At 63.8% G+C, this 17,520-nt stretch carries 15 protein-coding genes; 1 reads left to right on the top strand and 14 read right to left on the bottom strand.

Annotated elements, in window-relative coordinates; all coding sequences use genetic code 11:
• Window positions 1–87 precede the first annotated feature (87 nt).
• Entirely contained in the window at window positions 88–2,640 is a 2,553-nt protein-coding gene (gene secD, locus QQL79_RS08720) for a protein translocase subunit SecD (protein WP_284389898.1), read from the bottom strand.
• Window positions 2,641–2,700: 60 nt separating this feature from the next.
• The gene (gene yajC, locus QQL79_RS08725) at window positions 2,701–3,051 is read right to left on the bottom strand and encodes a preprotein translocase subunit YajC (protein ID WP_284389900.1); all 351 of its coding nucleotides are present in this window, start codon (window positions 3,049–3,051) and stop codon (window positions 2,701–2,703) included.
• A gap of 203 nt (window positions 3,052–3,254) precedes the next feature.
• Here yajC and QQL79_RS08730 point away from each other — a divergent pair, with 203 nt between their 5' ends.
• Complete coding sequence (locus QQL79_RS08730; RefSeq protein ID WP_284389901.1) at window positions 3,255–4,127, top strand: ATP-binding protein; 873 nt, start codon at window positions 3,255–3,257, stop codon at window positions 4,125–4,127.
• Here QQL79_RS08730 and QQL79_RS08735 read toward each other — a convergent pair.
• The 12 genes from QQL79_RS08735 to argS form a co-directional block, all read right to left on the bottom strand.
• Complete coding sequence (locus QQL79_RS08735; protein ID WP_284389903.1) at window positions 4,124–4,855, bottom strand: hypothetical protein; 732 nt, start codon at window positions 4,853–4,855, stop codon at window positions 4,124–4,126. The two genes, QQL79_RS08730 and QQL79_RS08735, sit on opposite strands and share 4 nt — an antisense overlap.
• A gap of 92 nt (window positions 4,856–4,947) precedes the next feature.
• Window positions 4,948–6,120 (bottom strand): M23 family metallopeptidase, encoded by a 1,173-nt coding sequence (locus QQL79_RS08740; protein WP_284389905.1) that lies wholly within the window; start codon window positions 6,118–6,120, stop codon window positions 4,948–4,950.
• Between the two features lie 269 nt (window positions 6,121–6,389).
• Window positions 6,390–7,154: a 5'/3'-nucleotidase SurE gene (surE, locus tag QQL79_RS08745; protein WP_284389906.1), complete on the bottom strand. Its 765-nt coding sequence runs from the start codon at window positions 7,152–7,154 to the stop codon at window positions 6,390–6,392.
• On the bottom strand, window positions 7,154–8,482 hold the full coding sequence (serS, locus tag QQL79_RS08750; protein ID WP_284389908.1) for a serine--tRNA ligase: 1,329 nt from the start codon (window positions 8,480–8,482) through the stop codon (window positions 7,154–7,156). The genes surE and serS overlap by 1 nt, the downstream gene beginning before the upstream one ends.
• Window positions 8,483–8,633: 151 nt before the next feature.
• Window positions 8,634–9,452, bottom strand: a complete 819-nt coding sequence (tatC, locus tag QQL79_RS08755; RefSeq protein WP_284389910.1) for a twin-arginine translocase subunit TatC — start codon at window positions 9,450–9,452, stop codon at window positions 8,634–8,636.
• Between the two features lie 2 nt (window positions 9,453–9,454).
• Window positions 9,455–10,195, bottom strand: a complete 741-nt coding sequence (locus QQL79_RS08760) for a Sec-independent protein translocase subunit TatA/TatB (RefSeq protein ID WP_284389912.1) — start codon at window positions 10,193–10,195, stop codon at window positions 9,455–9,457.
• A 55-nt stretch (window positions 10,196–10,250) separates the two neighbouring features.
• Window positions 10,251–10,466 carry a twin-arginine translocase TatA/TatE family subunit gene (gene tatA, locus QQL79_RS08765; protein ID WP_284389914.1) on the bottom strand — a complete coding sequence of 72 codons (216 nt, stop codon included), beginning with the start codon at window positions 10,464–10,466 and terminating at the stop codon, window positions 10,251–10,253.
• A 59-nt stretch (window positions 10,467–10,525) separates the two neighbouring features.
• The gene (locus QQL79_RS08770) at window positions 10,526–11,626 is read right to left on the bottom strand and encodes an ABC transporter ATP-binding protein (RefSeq protein WP_284389916.1); all 1,101 of its coding nucleotides are present in this window, start codon (window positions 11,624–11,626) and stop codon (window positions 10,526–10,528) included.
• The gene (gene scpB, locus QQL79_RS08775; protein WP_284389918.1) at window positions 11,626–12,270 is read right to left on the bottom strand and encodes an SMC-Scp complex subunit ScpB; all 645 of its coding nucleotides are present in this window, start codon (window positions 12,268–12,270) and stop codon (window positions 11,626–11,628) included. Before scpB ends, QQL79_RS08770 begins: the two co-directional genes overlap by 1 nt.
• Entirely contained in the window at window positions 12,267–13,055 is a 789-nt protein-coding gene (locus tag QQL79_RS08780; protein WP_284389919.1) for a segregation and condensation protein A, read from the bottom strand. Before QQL79_RS08780 ends, scpB begins: the two co-directional genes overlap by 4 nt.
• Before the next feature lie 354 nt (window positions 13,056–13,409).
• The gene (locus QQL79_RS08785) at window positions 13,410–15,641 is read right to left on the bottom strand and encodes an SPOR domain-containing protein (protein ID WP_284389920.1); all 2,232 of its coding nucleotides are present in this window, start codon (window positions 15,639–15,641) and stop codon (window positions 13,410–13,412) included.
• Window positions 15,642–15,744: 103 nt separating this feature from the next.
• Window positions 15,745–17,490 (bottom strand): arginine--tRNA ligase, encoded by a 1,746-nt coding sequence (argS, locus tag QQL79_RS08790; RefSeq protein ID WP_284389922.1) that lies wholly within the window; start codon window positions 17,488–17,490, stop codon window positions 15,745–15,747.
• Window positions 17,491–17,520 lie beyond the last annotated feature (30 nt).

The following is a 17,520-nucleotide window of genomic DNA, read 5'->3' on the forward strand; positions in this document are numbered from 1 at the left end:
GCGTGTTGAGAGCACCTTCACCCTTGATCCCTCCCCACAAGGGGGAGGGAGACGATGGCTGATGGGTCGCCGTCTTAGTTCCGCTCTTTAGACAGCCGCGCCGTCGGCGGGCTTGCCCTTTTTGTCGGTCTCGTCGTTTTCGGCGCGCGATTTGAGGCCGAAATTGATCAGGATCGGGCCGCTGACGATGATCGAGGAATACATGCCCACCAGCGAGCCGAAGGTCATGGCGATGGTGAAGCTGCGGATGACTTCGCCACCGAACAGCACCAGCGGTACCAAGGCTAGGAACACAGTGAACTGGGTAAGCGAGGTGCGCACAATGGTCTGGTTGATCGACAGGTCGATCAATTCAGGCAATGGCATCTTGCGATGCTTGCGCAGATTCTCACGTATTCGGTCGGAAATAACGACGGTTTCGTTCAATGACAGACCCACAAGAGTCAGCACGGCCGCGATCGAGGTGAGGTTGAACTCGAGCCCGGTTATCGAGAACAGACCTATAGTCATGATCACGTCATGGGTCGTGGTGGTGACCGCGGACAGCGCGAACTGCCATTCGAAGCGGAACCAGATGTAGATCAGGATGGCGCCGAGCGCGACCAGGACGGCGATAGTGCCAGCCCAGGCCAGTTCGCCCGACACGGTGCCGCTGACGGCCTCGGTGCGGCGGATTTCGTAATTCTCGGTGGCAAGCGCATCGCGCACCTTGGCGACGGCGGCCTGATCGGCATCCTGCCCACCCTCCTGCGCCTGAACGCGGACCAGCACGTCTTCGGGGGTGCCGAAGCCCTGCACCTGCACTTCGCCCAGTTCGAGCCCGTCCAGCAGGCCGCGCACCACGCCGACATCGGCTGGGCCGCCGACATGCTGCACTTCGATGGCGGTACCGCCGACGAAGTCAATGCCGAGGTTGAAGCCCTTGACGAAGGCCGAGCCGATCGAGAGCACGGACATCACGATCGAGAAGACGATCACATAACGCGATATCTTCATGAACGGGATCTTGGTGCCGTCCGGGATGAAGCGGAAATGCTGGATCTTGAGGACCTTGGGGCGCACGGCGCGATACCAGAGGCCGACCAGATAATTGGTGACGGTATAGGAGGTGAAGAGCGAGGTGAGGATGCCGAGCGCCAGGGTCACGGCGAAGCCCTGCACCGGGCCGGAACCCAGGAAATAGAGCACGATGGCGGTGATGAGCTGGGTCAGGTGGGAGTCGACGATAGTGCCCCAAGCGCGCTCGAAGCCTGCATTGATCGATTGCAGCGGCGATTTGCCGGCGCGCTGTTCTTCACGCATGCGTTCGTAGATCAGCACGTTGGCGTCCACGGCCATGCCGATGGTGAGCACGATGCCGGCGATGCCGGGCAGTGTCAGGGTGGCGCCGAGCATGGAGAGGGCGCCGAAGATCAGGACGATGTTGAGGATCAGCGAGATATTGGCGAAGACGCCCCAGACGCCATAGGCGATGACCATGAAGGCGATGACCAGCACGCTGGCGACCACGCCGGCGGTGAGGCCCGAGCGGATGGAATCCGCGCCAAGGCTGGCGTCGACGGTGCGCTCCTCGACGATATCAAGGCTGGCCGGCAGTGCGCCGGCGCGCAGCAGCACGGCAAGGTCATTGGCCGATTGCGTGGTGAAATTGCCGCTGATCTGGCCGGTGCCCTGGGTGATGGGCTGCTGGATGACCGGCGCGGTAATGACGGTATTGTCGAGCACGATGGCGAAGCGCTGGCCGACATTGGCCGAAGTGATCTGGCCGAAGGTGACCGCGCCACGCGTATCGAAGCGGAAGCTGACCACGGGCATGGCGCGCTGCTGGTCATAGCTGGGCTGGGCATCGACGAGGGATTCGCCGCCAAGCGCCACGTCTTCATAAAGCAGCTCGCTGCCGCCATCCTGGCTGGGCAGGATCATGGTCCCGGCCGGGAGGCCCTGGGCCTCCGCCGTTGCGGCCGACATGCCGGGATAGACCATGTGGAAGGTCAGGCGCGCAGTGCGGGAGATAATGTCCTTGAGGCGGGTGGAATCGCCGAAGCCGGGCACCTGCACCAGAATGCGATTGGTCCCCTGGCGCTGGATGGACGGCTCGGTGGTGCCAAGCTCGTCGATACGGTTGCGGATGACTTCGATGGATTGCGCGACCAGGGCGGAGGTGCGCTGGCTGATGCCCTCGGGGGTGAGGGTGATGGTCAGCTTGCCATCGGGCGTTTCGCCATAGGCGAATTCATTGACGCCGCCGACCGCGAACATACCGTTGGAAACGGTGTTCTGCAGGCTTTCGATAAGCGTCCTGGCCTGATCCTTCTGGGTCGGATCGGTCAACTCGATGGCGATGGAATTGGTTGCCGGATCGGTGGTGATCAGATTGCCGATGCCGTTCTGGCCCGCCAGGATATTGCGGGCGTCGCGGCGCACGCTTTGCAAGCGCTCGGACACGATGCCTTCTTCACTGACCTGCAGCAGCAGGTGCGAGCCGCCCTGCAGATCGAGACCCAGAACCACCGTCTGCTTGGGCAGGAAGCTCGGCCAGGCATCGCGCACATCCTGGGGAAGGAAGCTGGGAACGGCGAAAAGCACGCCCAGCAAAGCAACGATGGCTATGACAGCGGTTCGGATCGGCGAAAATTGCATCTGTGCAGTCCTAGAGGCAGAAAAGCCGGAGCCCTTGGGCTCCGGCACAGAATAAGCTGCTTACGCAGGCTTGTTGTCGTTGACCGGTTCGGCCTTGGAGCGCACATCGGAAATCATGCCGCGCACCAGCTTAACCTTGACGCCTGTGGCGATCTCGACTTCGAGGTCTTCGCCATCGACGGCCTTGGTGACCTTGCCAACAATGCCGCCAGTGGTGACGACCGTGTCGCCGCGGCGGATGGCCGACAGCATGGCCTGCTGAGCCTTGAGACGCTTCTGCTGCGGACGGAAGATCAGCAGCCAGAAAATCACCACCAGCAGCAGGATCGGCATAAGCTGGATAAAAATATCGGTCATACCGCCACCGGCGGGGGCCCCGGCTGCCTGTGCATAAGCGGGCGTTACAAACATGAAGCGTGCTCCTTATCTTTTCTTCTTGGCTGTGGAGGGGTCGGCGCCAGAAACCGGCATCGTTCTACGATGCAGTGGACGCATATGGGCCTGACTGCACTTGCGCCCCGGTCAAAATCGGGCGGACTATACATTTGCACCCCTGCGATTGCAAAGGCATTCGGGGCGACGCCAATTGCCGCGCCGACGACAAGGAAAAAGACTTGAAGACCAAAGACCAACTCACTGAAATTGCTGCATCCTTGGCGCAGATAGCCCGTTCGCTGGAGGCGCTTGCTCCGCCTGCGGCCACCCCTGCCCCAACGCTTGGCAGCGCTGATGCCTATCATTGGGATGGCGATGCCGGAATCTTGATGGCTGTGCCAAAGGTCAGCCGAGTGCCATTGGGCATGCTCAAGGGAATCGATCGGGTGCAGGATATCCTGCTCAAGAATACCGAGCAGTTCGCCCGCGGCCATGGCGCCAACAATGCGCTGCTGTGGGGCGCGCGGGGCATGGGCAAGAGCTCGCTGGTCAAGGCGATCCATGGCGATATCGTAGCGCGGGATGGATTTGAGCGGTTGGTGCTGATCGAGATTGCGCGGGAGGACCTGGAAACCCTTCCGGCCCTGATGCGGCTGATCGGCAAGGAAGAGGCGCGCTTTATCGTGTTCTGTGACGATCTGAGCTTTGATAGCGGCGAGACCAGCTACAAATCGCTCAAGACGATCCTCGATGGCGGGCTCGAGGGGCGGCCGGACAATGTGCTGTTCTACGCCACATCCAATCGCCGCCATTTGATGCCGCGTGACATGATCGAGAACGAGCGTTCGACAGCGATCAATCCCGGCGAGGCAGTAGAAGAAAAGGTGTCGCTATCGGACCGGTTCGGCCTGTGGCTGGGCTTTCACAATTGCGACCAGCCGACATTCCTCACCATGGTCGAGGCCTATGCCGACCATTACGAGCTGGGGCTGGACGAGGAAACGCTGCGGGCGCGAGCCATCGAATGGGCGGCAACACGCGGGGCGCGATCTGGACGCGTCGCGATCCAACTGGTGCGGACGTTGGCGGGGGAATTGGGTAAGGCTGTCTAGGGACCGTTTTTCTTAGCGTAGACGCCTGAAAAGGTCACACCAAGTCCGCCGCAGATCATATTGTCGTCGACCAGCAGGTAATGCCCGGCGAAACGAAATCGAATCCGGCAGCCGTCCGAAAGCGTTTTCGTGCTGCTGGCGGGTTCATCGCCCCGATACTGATCGCTGTCATAGCCGGCGAGCCAGTTATTGTCCGTCATATAGGCGGGGCCGGCAAAACTTCCCGTGTTGTAAGAGGGTGGGCCGCGGGTGGCATCGCCTGACACCAGGACATAGTCACTATCGGGTGTTTCGGCGGGACCGATGGAGATTGAGGCATCCTGCAGGCCGCTCACCCAGTCGCCATAGGCATCGGTGCTATCGAACCGCACCATGCTGTCGCCCCGGTAGGTCAGGGCCGAATTGTCCAGCCAGCCGCTCGTGACCTTCCCCGCCGGGGAAATGTAGTGCGCGCAGACCAGACCATCCTCGCCCTCGGCGAAATCGGTTATCAGCACCTCATCGCCGGCGACCAGATAGGTCGGGAGCGTGCATTGCTCGCTCGCTGCCGGACAGCCCGGCTTGTCATTCGAAGCCGGGGCGAGGAAATGCAGCCGGCTTGCGTCAGCACTGACAACGGGAACGGGAAAATTATCCAGTCCATAGAGGTCGGACACCTCGCATGCCCATGCGGAGCCGGCGCTGCACATGGCAAATGCGCCGCCGAGCATGATCAAAGAACGTCGCATGGCTTTCCTCCCGAGAACGGCTTGGCCTGGCTATTCTGCCCTCAAACAAAAATCCCCGCCGAAGCGGGGATTTTACGACTGGAGCGCCGATTTCAGCTCGCCAGCAACGGCATGGGATCAACCGGGGTAGCGCCCTTGCGCAGTTCGAAGTGGAGCTGCGGCTGGGTGACCGAGCCGGTCATGCCGGCGGCGCCGATGGTGTCGCCGCGGCTGACAACCGCACCCTTGGCCACGCTCATCGACTTGAGGTGGGCATAGGCCGAGACATAGCCATTGGGATGGCGGATCAGGATCAGATTGCCGTAACCCTCGACGCCCGAGCCGACATAGATGACGGTGCCATTTTCGGCGGCCTTGATGGCGCTGCCCTCGGACGCTTCGATATTGATGCCCGTGCCGCGCGAGGAGGCGAAGTCGGTCAAGACGCGACCGCTGACGGGCCAGCGGAACTTGGTGTTGCCCGACATGGCAGGTTCGGCGGCCGGAACATTGGCGACCTGGGTCGGCGCAGGCTGAGCCGCGGCGGCTTGTGGCGGAGCCAGCGTGGGCGTCGCTGCCGTTTGCAGGGTATTGGGCGCTGCGGCAGGCAGGGTCGGCTGCGGAGCCGGCGTCGCGGCGGGGCCGGTCGAAGCGACCTGGACTGGCGCGGGCGCCTTGGTGGCCAGCAGATCGGCGCGGCCCGGAATAATGACCTTCTGGCCCACGACGATCTTGTCGGGCGAAGACAGGCCATTGGCCTGGACCAGGGCCTGCGTCGTCACGTCATAGCGGCGGGCGATGGTATAGAGCGACTCGCCGCTGGCGATGGTGTGCGTGAACGTGCCGCCAGTGGTGGCGGGCGCGACGGTTGGAACGGCGCTATTGGTGGGCAGAGCGCCAAGAGTGGCAGGCGACGGCATCGGGGCCGCCGCAGCGAAGGCGGGCTGAGCTTGCATGGCTGGCTGGGATCCCATTGGAGACGAGGAACTCAATACAGGAAGGTCTTGGGACTGCACGGTGGGCATGGAGCCCTGTGCGGCAACTGGCGCCATGGGCGCAAGCGGCGGAGCGTAGCCCGTCTGAACCGGGGAGCCGTTCCAGCCACCACCCACATTGGCGGGCGGCAGGAACTGATTTTCGGCGACCTGGGGCGCACCGAGGCTCGACGGCATGGGCTGGGTATAACTGGAAGGAGCGTTCTGCGGCACGGAGGCGGTCGTCGTCTGATCGCCGAACGTACGGCTACCCAGACTGGAACAACCGGAAAGGGCAAATGCGGCGGCCATCAGGCCAACCATCGCAACTGCACCTTTCGGTGCCCGACGGGATACGCGGATACTCATCAGCTCACTCGTACGCAGGTACTCAACACGAGTTTGAGACTAAGCCGGTAAGGTAAAGACGAGTTTAAAGCCGATGCGATTTGAGCAAAATCGGATGGGGTGGATTCTGGATTGGGTAAGGTTAAGAGGCGGGGGACTTAGCTGAGGCTAAGTCCTATCTCGCTTCCCTCCCCCACAAGGGAGAGGGTGAGTCGACTGATGATTCCGTGGCTCTACAGCGCCAGCTTGCCCTGGAGGCGCTCAGTCGTGGCCAAGTCTGTCTGCTGCAGCAATAGCGGCGTTACCGTGATGGCCTTGTCCTGGCGCAGGACCTCGAAATCGTGGGTGGGATCGAGCGGCAGCGGCGTTTCGGGGACGGCGACGAAGAATTTGCCGGCATTGTCGCTGGGGTAATAGCGGAAGGGCGAGCGCGAGAAGCGCTGGTGCTGGACGACCGAGATGCCGGAGACTTCCTCGGGCGGGCACCAGGGGAAGTTGACGTTGTAATAGGTTTGTCGGCCCTCGACGGCGGCCAGGATGGCGCGCACAGTAGCGGCGCCGTAGCGGGTGGCATTGGCCCAATCGACCGCGCGGCCATGCTCGTAATTATTGGCCTGGCTCATGGCGATGGCGATGGCGCCCTGCAAGGCCCCTTCCCGCGCGCCGGCGGCCGTGCCCGAGCAATTGATGACATCGCCCAGATTCTGACCGGCATTGACGCCGGAGAGGACCAGATCGGCGGGACGGTCCAGCAAATGGGTCATGCCGGTGACGACGCAATCGGCGGGAGAGCCGCCGATTACGGTGAAAGTGCGGGCGGCGCGCTGCTCGTAATGCAGCTCACGGCCCAGGGTAAAGCGGTGCCCTGCCCCGCTTTGATTGCCATCGGGCGCGACGATCCAGACATCGTCACTGATGGCGCGGGCGATATCGGCCAGCACGGCAAGGCCCGGCGCATCCACGCCATCATCATTGGTGAGGAGGATGCGCAGGGCCATTAGCGGGCGCCGATCGTGGTGAGGCCACCCATATAGGGGCGCAGCACTTCGGGCACGAGGACGGAGCCGTCTTCCTGCTGGTAGTTTTCCATGACGGCGATGAGGCAGCGACCGACCGCCGTGCCCGAGCCGTTGAGGGTATGGACGAAGCGCGGCGCCTGCTTTTCGCCGGCGGGACGATAGCGCGCATCCATGCGGCGGGCCTGGAAATCGCCGCAGACCGAGACCGAGGAGATTTCGCGATAGGTGTCCTGGCCGGGGAGCCAGACTTCGAGGTCGTAAGTCTTCTTGGCACCAAAGCCCATATCGCCGGTGCACAGGGTCATGACGCGATAGTGCAGGCCCAGCTTTTGCAGCACGGTTTCGGCACAGGTCAGCATGCGCTCATGCTCGTCCACCGCAGTCTCGGGCGTAGTGATGGACACCATCTCGACCTTGTTGAACTGATGCTGGCGCAGCATGCCGCGGGTGTCACGGCCAGCCGAACCGGCTTCGGAACGGAAGCAGGGTGTGAGCGCGGTGAGGCGCATGGGCAATGCTTCTTCGGCAAGGATGGATTCGCGAACGAGATTGGTGAGGGGGACCTCGGCGGTGGGGATCAGCGCCAGGCGCGAGTCGCCATGCGGCGTGAAGAACAGGTCTTCCTCGAATTTGGGGAGCTGATTGGTGCCGTAAAGCGCCTCGTCGCGCACCAGCAATGGGGGCTGAACTTCGGTATAGCCGTGCTCCGTCGTGTGAACGTCGAGCATGAACTGGCCGAGGGCACGTTCAAGGCGGGCGACCTGCCCTTTGAGCACGACGAAGCGGCTGCCCGACAGTTTGGCGGCGGTTTCGAAATCCATCTGGCCCATGGCTTCGCCGATCTCGTAATGCTCCTTGGGGGCAAACGAGAAGCTGGGCTTGGGCGCGCGGGCCTTGGCGGCAGTGGCGGGCGAACCGTTGGGGCCGAAATATTCGACATTGTCGTTTTCATCGACGCCATCGGGCACATCTTCGAAGGCCAGGTTGGGGATGACCGACAGGGCGTTGCGCAGCTCCTGCTCGATGGCGCGCTCGTCGGCCTCGCCCTGGGGGATGAAGTCCTTGAGGGCGGCGACCTCGGCCATCAATTGCTGCGCCTTGGCCTCATCCTTCTGGGCCTTGGCCCGGCCGATCTGCTTGGATAGCGCGTTGCGCTTTTCCTGAGCCTCGTTGAGACGCACGATGATGTCGCGGCGGCGGTCATCGATGGCAAGCAGATCGGAGGAGCGCACCGATACACCCTTGCGCCGCGAAATGGCGGCATCGAATGCTTCGGCGTTGGCACGGATCCACTTGATATCAAACATCGGTTGGTACGGGACGCTGCCCGCCTCTCTGGTTGCACGGGCTGGATGATTGGGGCCTGATGGCGCGCCCAAGAAACCATCAGGACATGGCAAAACCTTGCCACGACCTCCTCCGTCGCAACGCGCAGGACGAGGTCCAGAAACTAATGCGCTAGGACGACTGCTCGTCCGTCGACGCCGCTTCGGCCGCAAGGGACGCGGCGCGCCGACGCTCGACCATTCGCACGGACAGGATCGAGAGTTCGTAGAGCAGGTACATGGGCACGGCAAGGCCGATCTGGGAAATCGGATCGGGCGGCGTGATGAGCGCGGCAAAGATCAGGATGCCCACAATGGCGTAGCGGCGCCCCTTTTTGAGCAGGTCGACATGCACAAGATCGATCTGGGCCAGCAAGGTCAGCACCACGGGCAACTGGAAACAGGCGCCGAAAGCCAGGATCAGCAGCATGGCCAGCCCCAGATATTCGGAAACGCTGGTCAGCATCTTGATGTCGTCGGTCTGCATGCTGGCGAAGAAATGCAGCGCCATGGGCAGCACGGCGAAATAGACCAGGCACGCCCCCGCGATGAAGAAGATCGGCGTGGCGACGAGATAGGGAATGAACGCCTTGCGCTCGTGCTTATAGAGGCCGGGCGCCACGAACATGTAGATCTGGCTGGCAACGACCGGGAAACCAAGGAAAATGGCGCCAAACAGGGCCACATTCAGGTAGGTGAAGAAGAGTTCCTGGGGCGCGGTATAGATCAGCTCGGCGCTGGGCACGGCCCGCAGATAGGGGACGAGCAGCGCGTCATAGATGTTCCGCGCGAAAATGAAGCAGATCACCATGAGAATGATCAGCGCGACCGCCGAATAGATCAGCCGCTTGCGCAGCTCGATCAGGTGTTCGAGCAATGGCGCTTCGCTACCGGCCAGTTCGTCCTCAACCGGCTTGCTCTTGTCTTCGATCTGCGGATTTGCGTCGGCCATGTTTATTCGTTTCCGGCTTTCGCAGCGGTTTCGGTGGCGGGCGGCTTAGGCTTGGCCGCGGCTTTGGGCTTGGCAGCCGCTTTCGCCTTGGCCGCAATGGGCTTTGCGGCAGCAGGTTTGGCGGCGGCGCGCTTGCGCGGAGCGGACTTGGGCTCGGCGGGTGCTTCCGCGGACTTGGTCGCGGTAGCTTTGCGCGCGGCGGGCTTTTTCGCAGCGGCAGGCTTGGCGGCCTCTTCGGGCAGCGGTGCGAGCTGGGTGGTGACGACCGGACGGGTCGGCGCAGCCTTGGCTTTGACGGGAGCCTTGGGCTTGGCCGGGGCTTTGGCGGCAGGGGCCTTGGCGGCTGCCGCCGGCGCTGATGTCATCAGTGGTGCGGCGGCAGCGGCGGCGCTTGCTGGCATGCCGGCGGCGGCCTTGATTTCGTCCACCACGCTTTCGACCTTGGGATCGGCGGGCTTGATAATGCCGCTCGGCTTCTGGCCGGTCGGAGTGATGGTGTTGAACTCGCGGCGAATCTCGTCAGCCGTCTTCTTGAGCGGGCTGGTGAGCGAATTGCGCAGGTTGCGCACTTCGTCGAGGCCGGTGGTCTTGTTGATTTCGCGCTGGAACTCATTGCCCATGCGCCTGATCTGACCAATCACCTTACCGACGCGATTCATCACGGCGGGCAATTCCTTGGGGCCGATGAAAATCAGCGCCGCAAGACCGATGACCAGCATCTCTGTCCAGCTCAAGCCGAGCATAGCGTTCTATTCCTTAGAGACGGCGCGGCCCAGGGCCGTGGCGAGCCAGGCGCGATCAAGCGTCCTTGCTGCGGTCTACTTCGCGAGCATCGACTTCGGCACTGGTGGTCACCCGATCCACCGGCTTGGTCTCTTCATCGCGCATGCCCTTCTGGAAGGCTTTGATACCGGAGGCGACTTCACCCATCATGCCGGAAATCTTGCCGCGGCCGAACAGCAGCACGACAACGACGGCGATAACGAGAATGCCCCAAATTCCTGGCGCGTGCATATTGAACTCCCTAGACTTTTCAGACGCGTGACACGCGATAGATATAGCGAGAAATAGGTTTAATCTCGGCCAAACACAAGAACGTGTTCCCGGTTGAGCTTCACGAAGACGTCTTGGCCCACAGCAATATCGGTTCGCGCCGGCTGGCGAAGAACCAGCGGCGCTTCAATGCCATCGACTTTGACCTCGCAGATATCGACCCCGATGGCGTCGCGCTTGGCGACGAGCCGGCCTGGTGTGCCTGGCCCCGTGGTCGACAAATCCGCCCCGCCGGTGGGCCGGATAGCTATGGTGACGGCGGCGCCGTCAGGCAGGCCGGGCGTAGGCACCGCGCCCAGGGGCGTGGGGGCGTGGCCGTTGACGGCGATGGAGTCGATTTCGCTGAGCGGAGAAAAGAAGCGGGCAGCGCTGAGATCGACGGGATGGCGGTAGATTTCGGCGGCAGTGCCGATCTGGGCGATGCGGCCATGGCGAAGCAGCGCGACGCGATCGCCCATGACCATGGCCTCCTCAGGGTCATGGGTGACGATGAGGCTGGTGGCATGGGTTTCGCGCAAAACGGCGAGGGTTTCTTCGCGCACGGTTTCACGCAATCGTGCATCGAGACTGGAGAAGGGCTCGTCGAGGAGGAGCACGGCCGGACGCGGTGCGACGCTGCGGGCGAGGGCAAGACGCTGCTGCTGGCCGCCGGAAAGCATGTGAGGATAATCGGCTTCGCGGGCGCCGAGGCCGACACGGTGGAGGGCGGCGCGAGCCTGGGACAAGGCCGCGGTGCGGCCGAGACGGCGCAGGCCGAACAGCACATTCTGCAATACGGTGAGATGGGGGAAGAGCGCAAAGTCTTGAAACATCAGGCCAATTCCGCGCTTGTCGGGCGACACATTGGCGCCTGGGGCGGACATGGTCTGGCCGTTGATCAGCAAGGCGCCGGCATGGACCGGCTGGATGCCGGCGGCAACGCGGAGAGCCGTGGATTTGCCGGAGCCGGATTCGCCGAGCAGGCAGACGATCTCGCCGGGCTCGAGGCGGAGGGAGAACTGGTCGAGCACCACCCTGCCCCCGAGGTGAACGGTGACGGCGGCGAATTCGAGGGTGGCGGCGAAGCTGACGCCGGCGGTGCCGCGCGCGCCCCAGCTGCGCAGTTCGGCGGTGTTGGGCACTATGAATTGTCCTCGATTTCTTCGGCGTCGTCGATGTCACCGGGTTCGAGCGGGTCTTCGTCGTCGCGCAGGGCGCCGTCGAAGGGGAGCGGTATCTGCAGGGTGGGCGGCAGCCGATTAGAGAGGAGGCCGGAGCCCTTGAGTTCGTCGAGACCGGGGAGATCGCTCAGCGCTTCGAGGCCGAAGTGATCGAGAAAAGCTTCGGTAGTTCCGTAGGTTACGGGGCGTCCGGGGGTGCGGCGGCGGCCGCGCATGCGAATCCAGCCGGCTTCGAGCAGCAGATCGATGGTGCCCTTGCCGGTGGCGACGCCGCGGACTTCTTCGATTTCGGCGCGGGTGGCGGGCTGGTGGTAGGCGATGATGGCGAGGGTTTCGAGGGCGGCGCGGGAGAGTGGGCGGGTTTCCTGCTCTTCGCGGCGGAGCAGGAAACCGAGGTCTTCAGCGGTGCGGAAGGCCCATTTGTCGGCGCGGCGCACCAGGTTCACACCATGGCTGGCATAGCGCGATTGCAGCGTTAGCAGGAGGGCGCCAATGTCTGCCCCCTCCCCCAGATATGCTAGCAGACTGTTAGCATCCAGAGGCTCCCTGGACGCAAAAAGTAGCGCTTCGAGAATGCGCAAATGGCGCTCGGTGACCTCGCTCACGGCGTGTCATCCTTGCGGCGGCGCATGAAAAGCGGCCCGAAAGTCTCGGTCTGGCGGAGATCGATCTGGCCCAGGCGCACCAGTTCAAGGCTGGAGGCGAAGGTGGAGGCCCGAACGGTGGCGCGCTCGGTTGGCGTCGCCAGGTATTCGGCCAGGTAGGTGTCCATGGCGATCCATTCAAAACTATCACCGATCAGACGCTGGAGGATATCTCGCGCGTCCTGCAGCGACCAGACGGTGCGGTGAATGGGGGTGTATTCGGTGGTAGCGCCCCGTTCGCGCTGGCCGGCATAGGCCTTGAGCAGATCGTAAAGCGAGGCTTCCCACAGACTTTTGCGATTGATTTCAATCGGTTCGGGCTCACCGCGGGCGTAAATCTGGAAACCCAGGCGGGGCCGGTTCATCAATTGACTGGCGGCACGGCGCATGGCTTCAAGCCGCTTGAGGCGGAATTGCAGCATAGCGGCGAGCATCTCGCCGGAGGGCTCTTCGTCCGTGGATGCCTGGGGCACCATGAGGCGGCTTTTGAGATAGGCCAGCCAGGCGGCCATGACGAGGTAATCGGCAGCGACCTCGATGCGCTTCTCGCGCACCGTTTCGATGAACTGGAGATATTGCTCGGCCAGGGCCAGGACGGAAATGGCTGCCAGATCGACCTTCTGGCGGCGGGCGAGATCGAGCAGCAGATCGAGCGGGCCTTCATAGCCATCGACATCGACATACATGACGTCTTCGTCGGCTGGCGCCGCCGGCGTATCGAACCAATCGGTCTGTGGGCTCGTCATGTCAGTCGGTGGCCGCCTTGCAAGATATGCTTGCAATCCTTGGCGGTTGGGCCGGGCAGCGTCAAGCGCTGGGCCGGTTTCTATGAGGTTTTATGGGGGCCAGGTTTTGGGCAGGATGCGTCAACTGTGAGGTCGAGAGCCACCGCGCGGTCCCCTCCCCCTTGAGGGGAGGGCCAGGGTGGGGGGCTGTGGTCTCCACAAACTCCATGCCGACGGAAAATTCAGAACCCCCACCCTCAATCCCTCCCCTCAAGGGGGAGGGAGGCGATGGGACCGTCAGGTCGAGGACAATGCAAGGCCCCCTCACCCGGCCCATTCGGGCCGACCTCTCCCCCAAAGGGAGAGGTGCAGGGGCTACATGGTGAAGCAGTCGCCGCCGGCGGCCTTGACCTGGGTGCACATCTCGTTGGCGGATTGCATGGAGGTGGCCGGGACGCGGACGCGGTAGTAGATGCCGCGGGCGCCCAGATCGACGCGTTGCACTTCCATATTGGCGCCGCCGAAGAGCGGACCGAAGCGGTTGACCATGGCCTGTGCCGTCTGGCGGGCCTCGGCCTCGCTGCGCTGGGAGGCAAGCTGCACATAGGCCGGCGCATCATTGCCCAGAGCTTCAACCTCGGTAGCGCCGGGCACGGTTATCGATGGCTGGCCGGGCGCCGGCTGCTGTGCCGGTGTGGGCGCGGCGGCAGGTGGCGTTGCCGCCTCGATGATGGCGTTCACCGTATTGGGCGCGGCCGCTGCGGGAGCCGCCGCGGCAGCCTGGGCAAATGTCGCCGGACGCAGACGGGGCACGACCGCGGTCTTGCCGGCAATCGGATTGCCCGCAGCATCGACGGCGGGAACGGTCGCGCCTGGGGTTACCGGCGTCACGGGCGGGGTGACAGGCTGGGCGGGCGGCGTGGGTTCGGGCTGCGGCTGGGCGGCAGCGACAAGCTCGGGGCTCGCCGTTTCAGCACCCGGGACGTCCGGCACTGTCGGGCGATCCACCGGCAGCATGGCCGAACCGGCGACGGTTTCGTCGCCGCTGACAATGGTGCCGTCGGGACGGACAGTGACGGTGCGAACCTTGCGGTTGGCGAGGCCTTCCTCGCTCACCGAAGGCGTTGCGACCTGGGTGACTTCGTTGACATCGGCCTGATCGCGGGAAACCAATTGTTCTTCGCTGCCCGGCTGCACGCCATCGATTTCATTGAAAACCACCGATTGCGGCGTGCTGGCAGCAGCCGGCTCGGCAGCCGGCGTTTCCTTGACGGGCGTGGCATCGGCCGTCAGCACCGGCGGCGGACCGCTTTCGCCGCCACCCATGCCCAGGACCCAATAGAGACCGAGACCTGCGGCGGCCAGCAGAACGATGGCGACGACCGGGCCGGCCAGCGCACGGGAGAAATTGAAGCTGCGCGGCGCGCGCGGGGCGCGATCAGCCTTTACGCGTCGCTTGCCGGGCTTGGCCTCGACGGAATCGGGCGCCTCGACCCAGCCGATATCGGCGCCGGTCGCAGCAGCGGCGGCCAAAATGGTTTCGTCGACATCCGATACCGGACGGGGCGCCCTTGCGGCAGGCTCGGGCTGCGCTTGCAGCGTGGGCGTAGCCAGGCTGCGCAGCGCGGGGCTCGCAACGGGTCTTTCACCGGCGGGCCGGGCCTGGACGGGAGGCTCCATATCGACGCGGACGGCGCGGCCGATGAGGTTTTCGATCTCATCGATGGGGTCGGTGCCCAGCGTGTCGCCGTCCTTGGCCGGAATTTCTGCCGCTGGCGGGGTTTCGACACGCGGCTCGGTCGTGGGCACGGGCGCGACGGATTCGGATGCAGCGGAGGTCGAGCTTGCTGCGGGACGGCCGCCCAGCCCGAAGACCGGCGGAATCTTGAAGCTGTCCCCCTCCGGCTTGGGTGCGGGAGCGTCAAAGCTAGGCGGGCGGCGCTCGGCGCGCTCTTCCTGCCCGATAACCTGACCGCCCGACACGACCGGGCGACCCACCTGCGGGGTAGCGGCCGCAACGACCGGCGGGCTGACGGGGGCCGGAGCTACCTCCGGCTCGGCCGGTGTATCGGCCAGCAGTTCGGCGGCAATCAGATCGGCAATGCTGTCATAGTCACTGCTGGCGGGTGTTGCCGGCGGCTGCGGCGTGGCGGCAGGCGGAACGGCGACAGGCGCCGGCTCGGCAGGCTTGGCGGCCTGCGGCACGGGCGAGCTGACAGGCGAGGATTTGGGCGCGAAATCCAGATCGAAATTGAAGGCATCGTCGGACCGCTTGGGCTCAACCGGGGTGGAAGCCGGGGCGGCAGGAGCGACGGGCGTGGCCGGAGCCGGTTCGGGATCGCGACGCGAGGTTGCCGCCTGCTGCGCGGCGGGCGCTTCGGCAGGACGGTTGAAATCAAAACGCGGCACGGGCGCGGGACTGGCGGCAGCCGGCGCATCGCCGCCCGGAATGCGAACCGGGAATGGCGTGGGCTGGGGCTGAGGAGCAACAGGCTGGGCGGCAGCGGGCGGCGGGGTGGACGGCGCGGGCGTATCGGTGCGCGCATCCTGCGCCATCAGCTTGGCGAGTTCGGCGATCAGGTCGTCGGCGTCAGATTGTCCGGCCATTGGCTCCGGTTTCGCTGTTGTCATCAAGCAGCGCCTTCTTGGTTACTGCAACGGCGCCCAGTATAGGCATTTTGCCGCGAGTCATCACAGTAATGCGCCCGAATTATGAAAGCTCAGTCGGGGCGGAGACGCCCAGAATTGCTAGGCCATTCACCAAAACCTGACGGACGGCGTCGACGAGCGCGAGTCGAGCCAATGTCAGCTTTGGATCGTCAGCGTTAACAAACCGCAAAGATACATCATCCTTGCCTTTTGCCCAGAAGCTATGGAAGGCGCTGGCCAGGTCATGCACGTAGAAGGCAATACGATGCGGTTCGTGGGCCACGGCGGCGGCAGCGACGGTGCGCGGCCAAGCGGCGAGAACCCGCACGAGGTCGAGTTCTTCAGGGGTCTGGATGCGTTCGATCTCGGCCAGGGCCAGGGCTTCGGGCGATAGATCGAGGGCTGGCAGATCGCGATTGGCGGTCTTGAAGATCGAGTAAGCGCGGGCATGCGCGTACTGGACATAGAATACGGGATTATCCCGCGTCTGTTCCTTGACCAGGGCAAAGTCGAAATCCATGGCGGCGTCATTGCGCCGGAACAGCAGCATGAAACGGGTAACATCGGCGCCCACTTCATCCACAACGTCAGCCAACGTGACCAAGTCACCGGAGCGTTTTGACATTTTGAACGGCTCGCCGTTCTTCATCAGCCGGACGAGCTGGCAGATGCGCACGTCCATGTCGGCGGCATTGAGCGAGACGGCCTTGGTGGCGGCCTGCAGGCGCTTGACATAGCCCGAGTGGTCGGCGCCGAGCACGTTGATCATGTGCTTGAAGCCGCGCAGATATTTGTTGCGGTGATAGGCGATATCAGCGGCGAAATAGGTGTAGGTGCCATCCGACTTGATCAGGGGGCGATCGACATCGTCGCCATAGTCGGTGGCGCGGAACAGGGTCTGCTCGCGATCTTCCCACTCGTCGGGGGTCTTGCCCTTGGGGGGCTCGAGGCGGCCTTCATAGATCATGCCTTCCTGGCGCAGCCAATCGAGCGTGGTGTCGATGGCGCCGCCCTGCCCGTGCAGGGTGCGTTCGGAGAAGAAGACATCGTGATGGATATTGAGCTTGGCGAGGTCGGCCTTGATCAATTCGAGCATGGCGGCCAGCACCCGATCCTTGACCAGGGCCAGGGTTTCAGGCTCGGGCTTGTCGAGCAGGCTGGTGCCGAACTCGGCCTTGAGCGCCTGGCCGACCGGGATCAGGTAATCGCCGGGATAGAAGCCGGACGGAATCTCGATGGTTTCGCCCAGGGCCTCGCGGTAGCGCAGGAAAGTGGAGCGGGCGAGCGTATCGATCTGGCTGCCGGCATCATTGATGTAGTATTCGCGGCTGACCTCGTAGCCGGAATAGGCCATCAGCGCGGCAAGCGTGTCGCCGAACACGGCGCCGCGGGTGTGGCCGACATGCATGGGGCCGGTGGGATTGGCCGACACATATTCGATATTGACCGCTTCCCCCTGCCCTAGCGTCGAGCGGCCGTAATCATCGCCCTGATGGGCGATGGCGCGCAGGACCTGATGCCAGATGGGCGTGGCGAGGCGGAAATTGATGAAGCCGGGGCCGGCGACCTCCACGGAGGTCACGTCCGAGTCCTTGCCGAAATGCTCGGCCAGTGTGGCGGCAACTTCGCGCGGGTTCTTGCCCAGGGGCTTGGCGACGATCATGGCCGCATTGGTGGAGAGATCGCCATGGGCGCTATCTCGCGGGGGCTCGACCACGATGCGGGCCAGGAGATCGGCACCGGCTTCGGGGTAAAGAACCGAGAGAGCGTTGGAAACGCGCGCAGCAAAAAGGGCGAAAACGTCCATGACAAACCTGAAAGTATAGGAGCGCCGGGG

This window comes from Devosia yakushimensis (genome assembly GCF_030159855.1).
Taxonomy (GTDB): Bacteria; Pseudomonadota; Alphaproteobacteria; order Rhizobiales; family Devosiaceae; genus Devosia; species Devosia yakushimensis.

Bases quoted from the DNA above. Each gene is read 5' to 3' on its own strand.
- surE (WP_284389906.1), bottom strand. From the start codon at position 7,154: ATGGCCCTGCGCATCCTCCTCACCAATGATGATGGCGTGGATGCGCCG.
- tatA (WP_284389914.1), bottom strand. From the start codon at position 10,466: ATGCACGCGCCAGGAATTTGGGGCATTCTCGTTATCGCCGTCGTTGTC.
- QQL79_RS08740 (WP_284389905.1), bottom strand. From the start codon at position 6,120: ATGGCCGCCGCATTTGCCCTTTCCGGTTGTTCCAGTCTGGGTAGCCGT.
- yajC (WP_284389900.1), bottom strand. From the start codon at position 3,051: ATGTTTGTAACGCCCGCTTATGCACAGGCAGCCGGGGCCCCCGCCGGT.
- tatC (WP_284389910.1), bottom strand. From the start codon at position 9,452: ATGGCCGACGCAAATCCGCAGATCGAAGACAAGAGCAAGCCGGTTGAG.
- argS (WP_284389922.1), bottom strand. From the start codon at position 17,490: ATGGACGTTTTCGCCCTTTTTGCTGCGCGCGTTTCCAACGCTCTCTCG.
- QQL79_RS08785 (WP_284389920.1), bottom strand. From the start codon at position 15,641: ATGGCCGGACAATCTGACGCCGACGACCTGATCGCCGAACTCGCCAAG.
- QQL79_RS08780 (WP_284389919.1), bottom strand. From the start codon at position 13,055: ATGACGAGCCCACAGACCGATTGGTTCGATACGCCGGCGGCGCCAGCC.
- serS (WP_284389908.1), bottom strand. From the start codon at position 8,482: ATGTTTGATATCAAGTGGATCCGTGCCAACGCCGAAGCATTCGATGCC.
- QQL79_RS08735 (WP_284389903.1), bottom strand. From the start codon at position 4,855: ATGCGACGTTCTTTGATCATGCTCGGCGGCGCATTTGCCATGTGCAGC.
- secD (WP_284389898.1), bottom strand. From the start codon at position 2,640: ATGCAATTTTCGCCGATCCGAACCGCTGTCATAGCCATCGTTGCTTTG.
- QQL79_RS08760 (WP_284389912.1), bottom strand. From the start codon at position 10,195: ATGCTCGGCTTGAGCTGGACAGAGATGCTGGTCATCGGTCTTGCGGCG.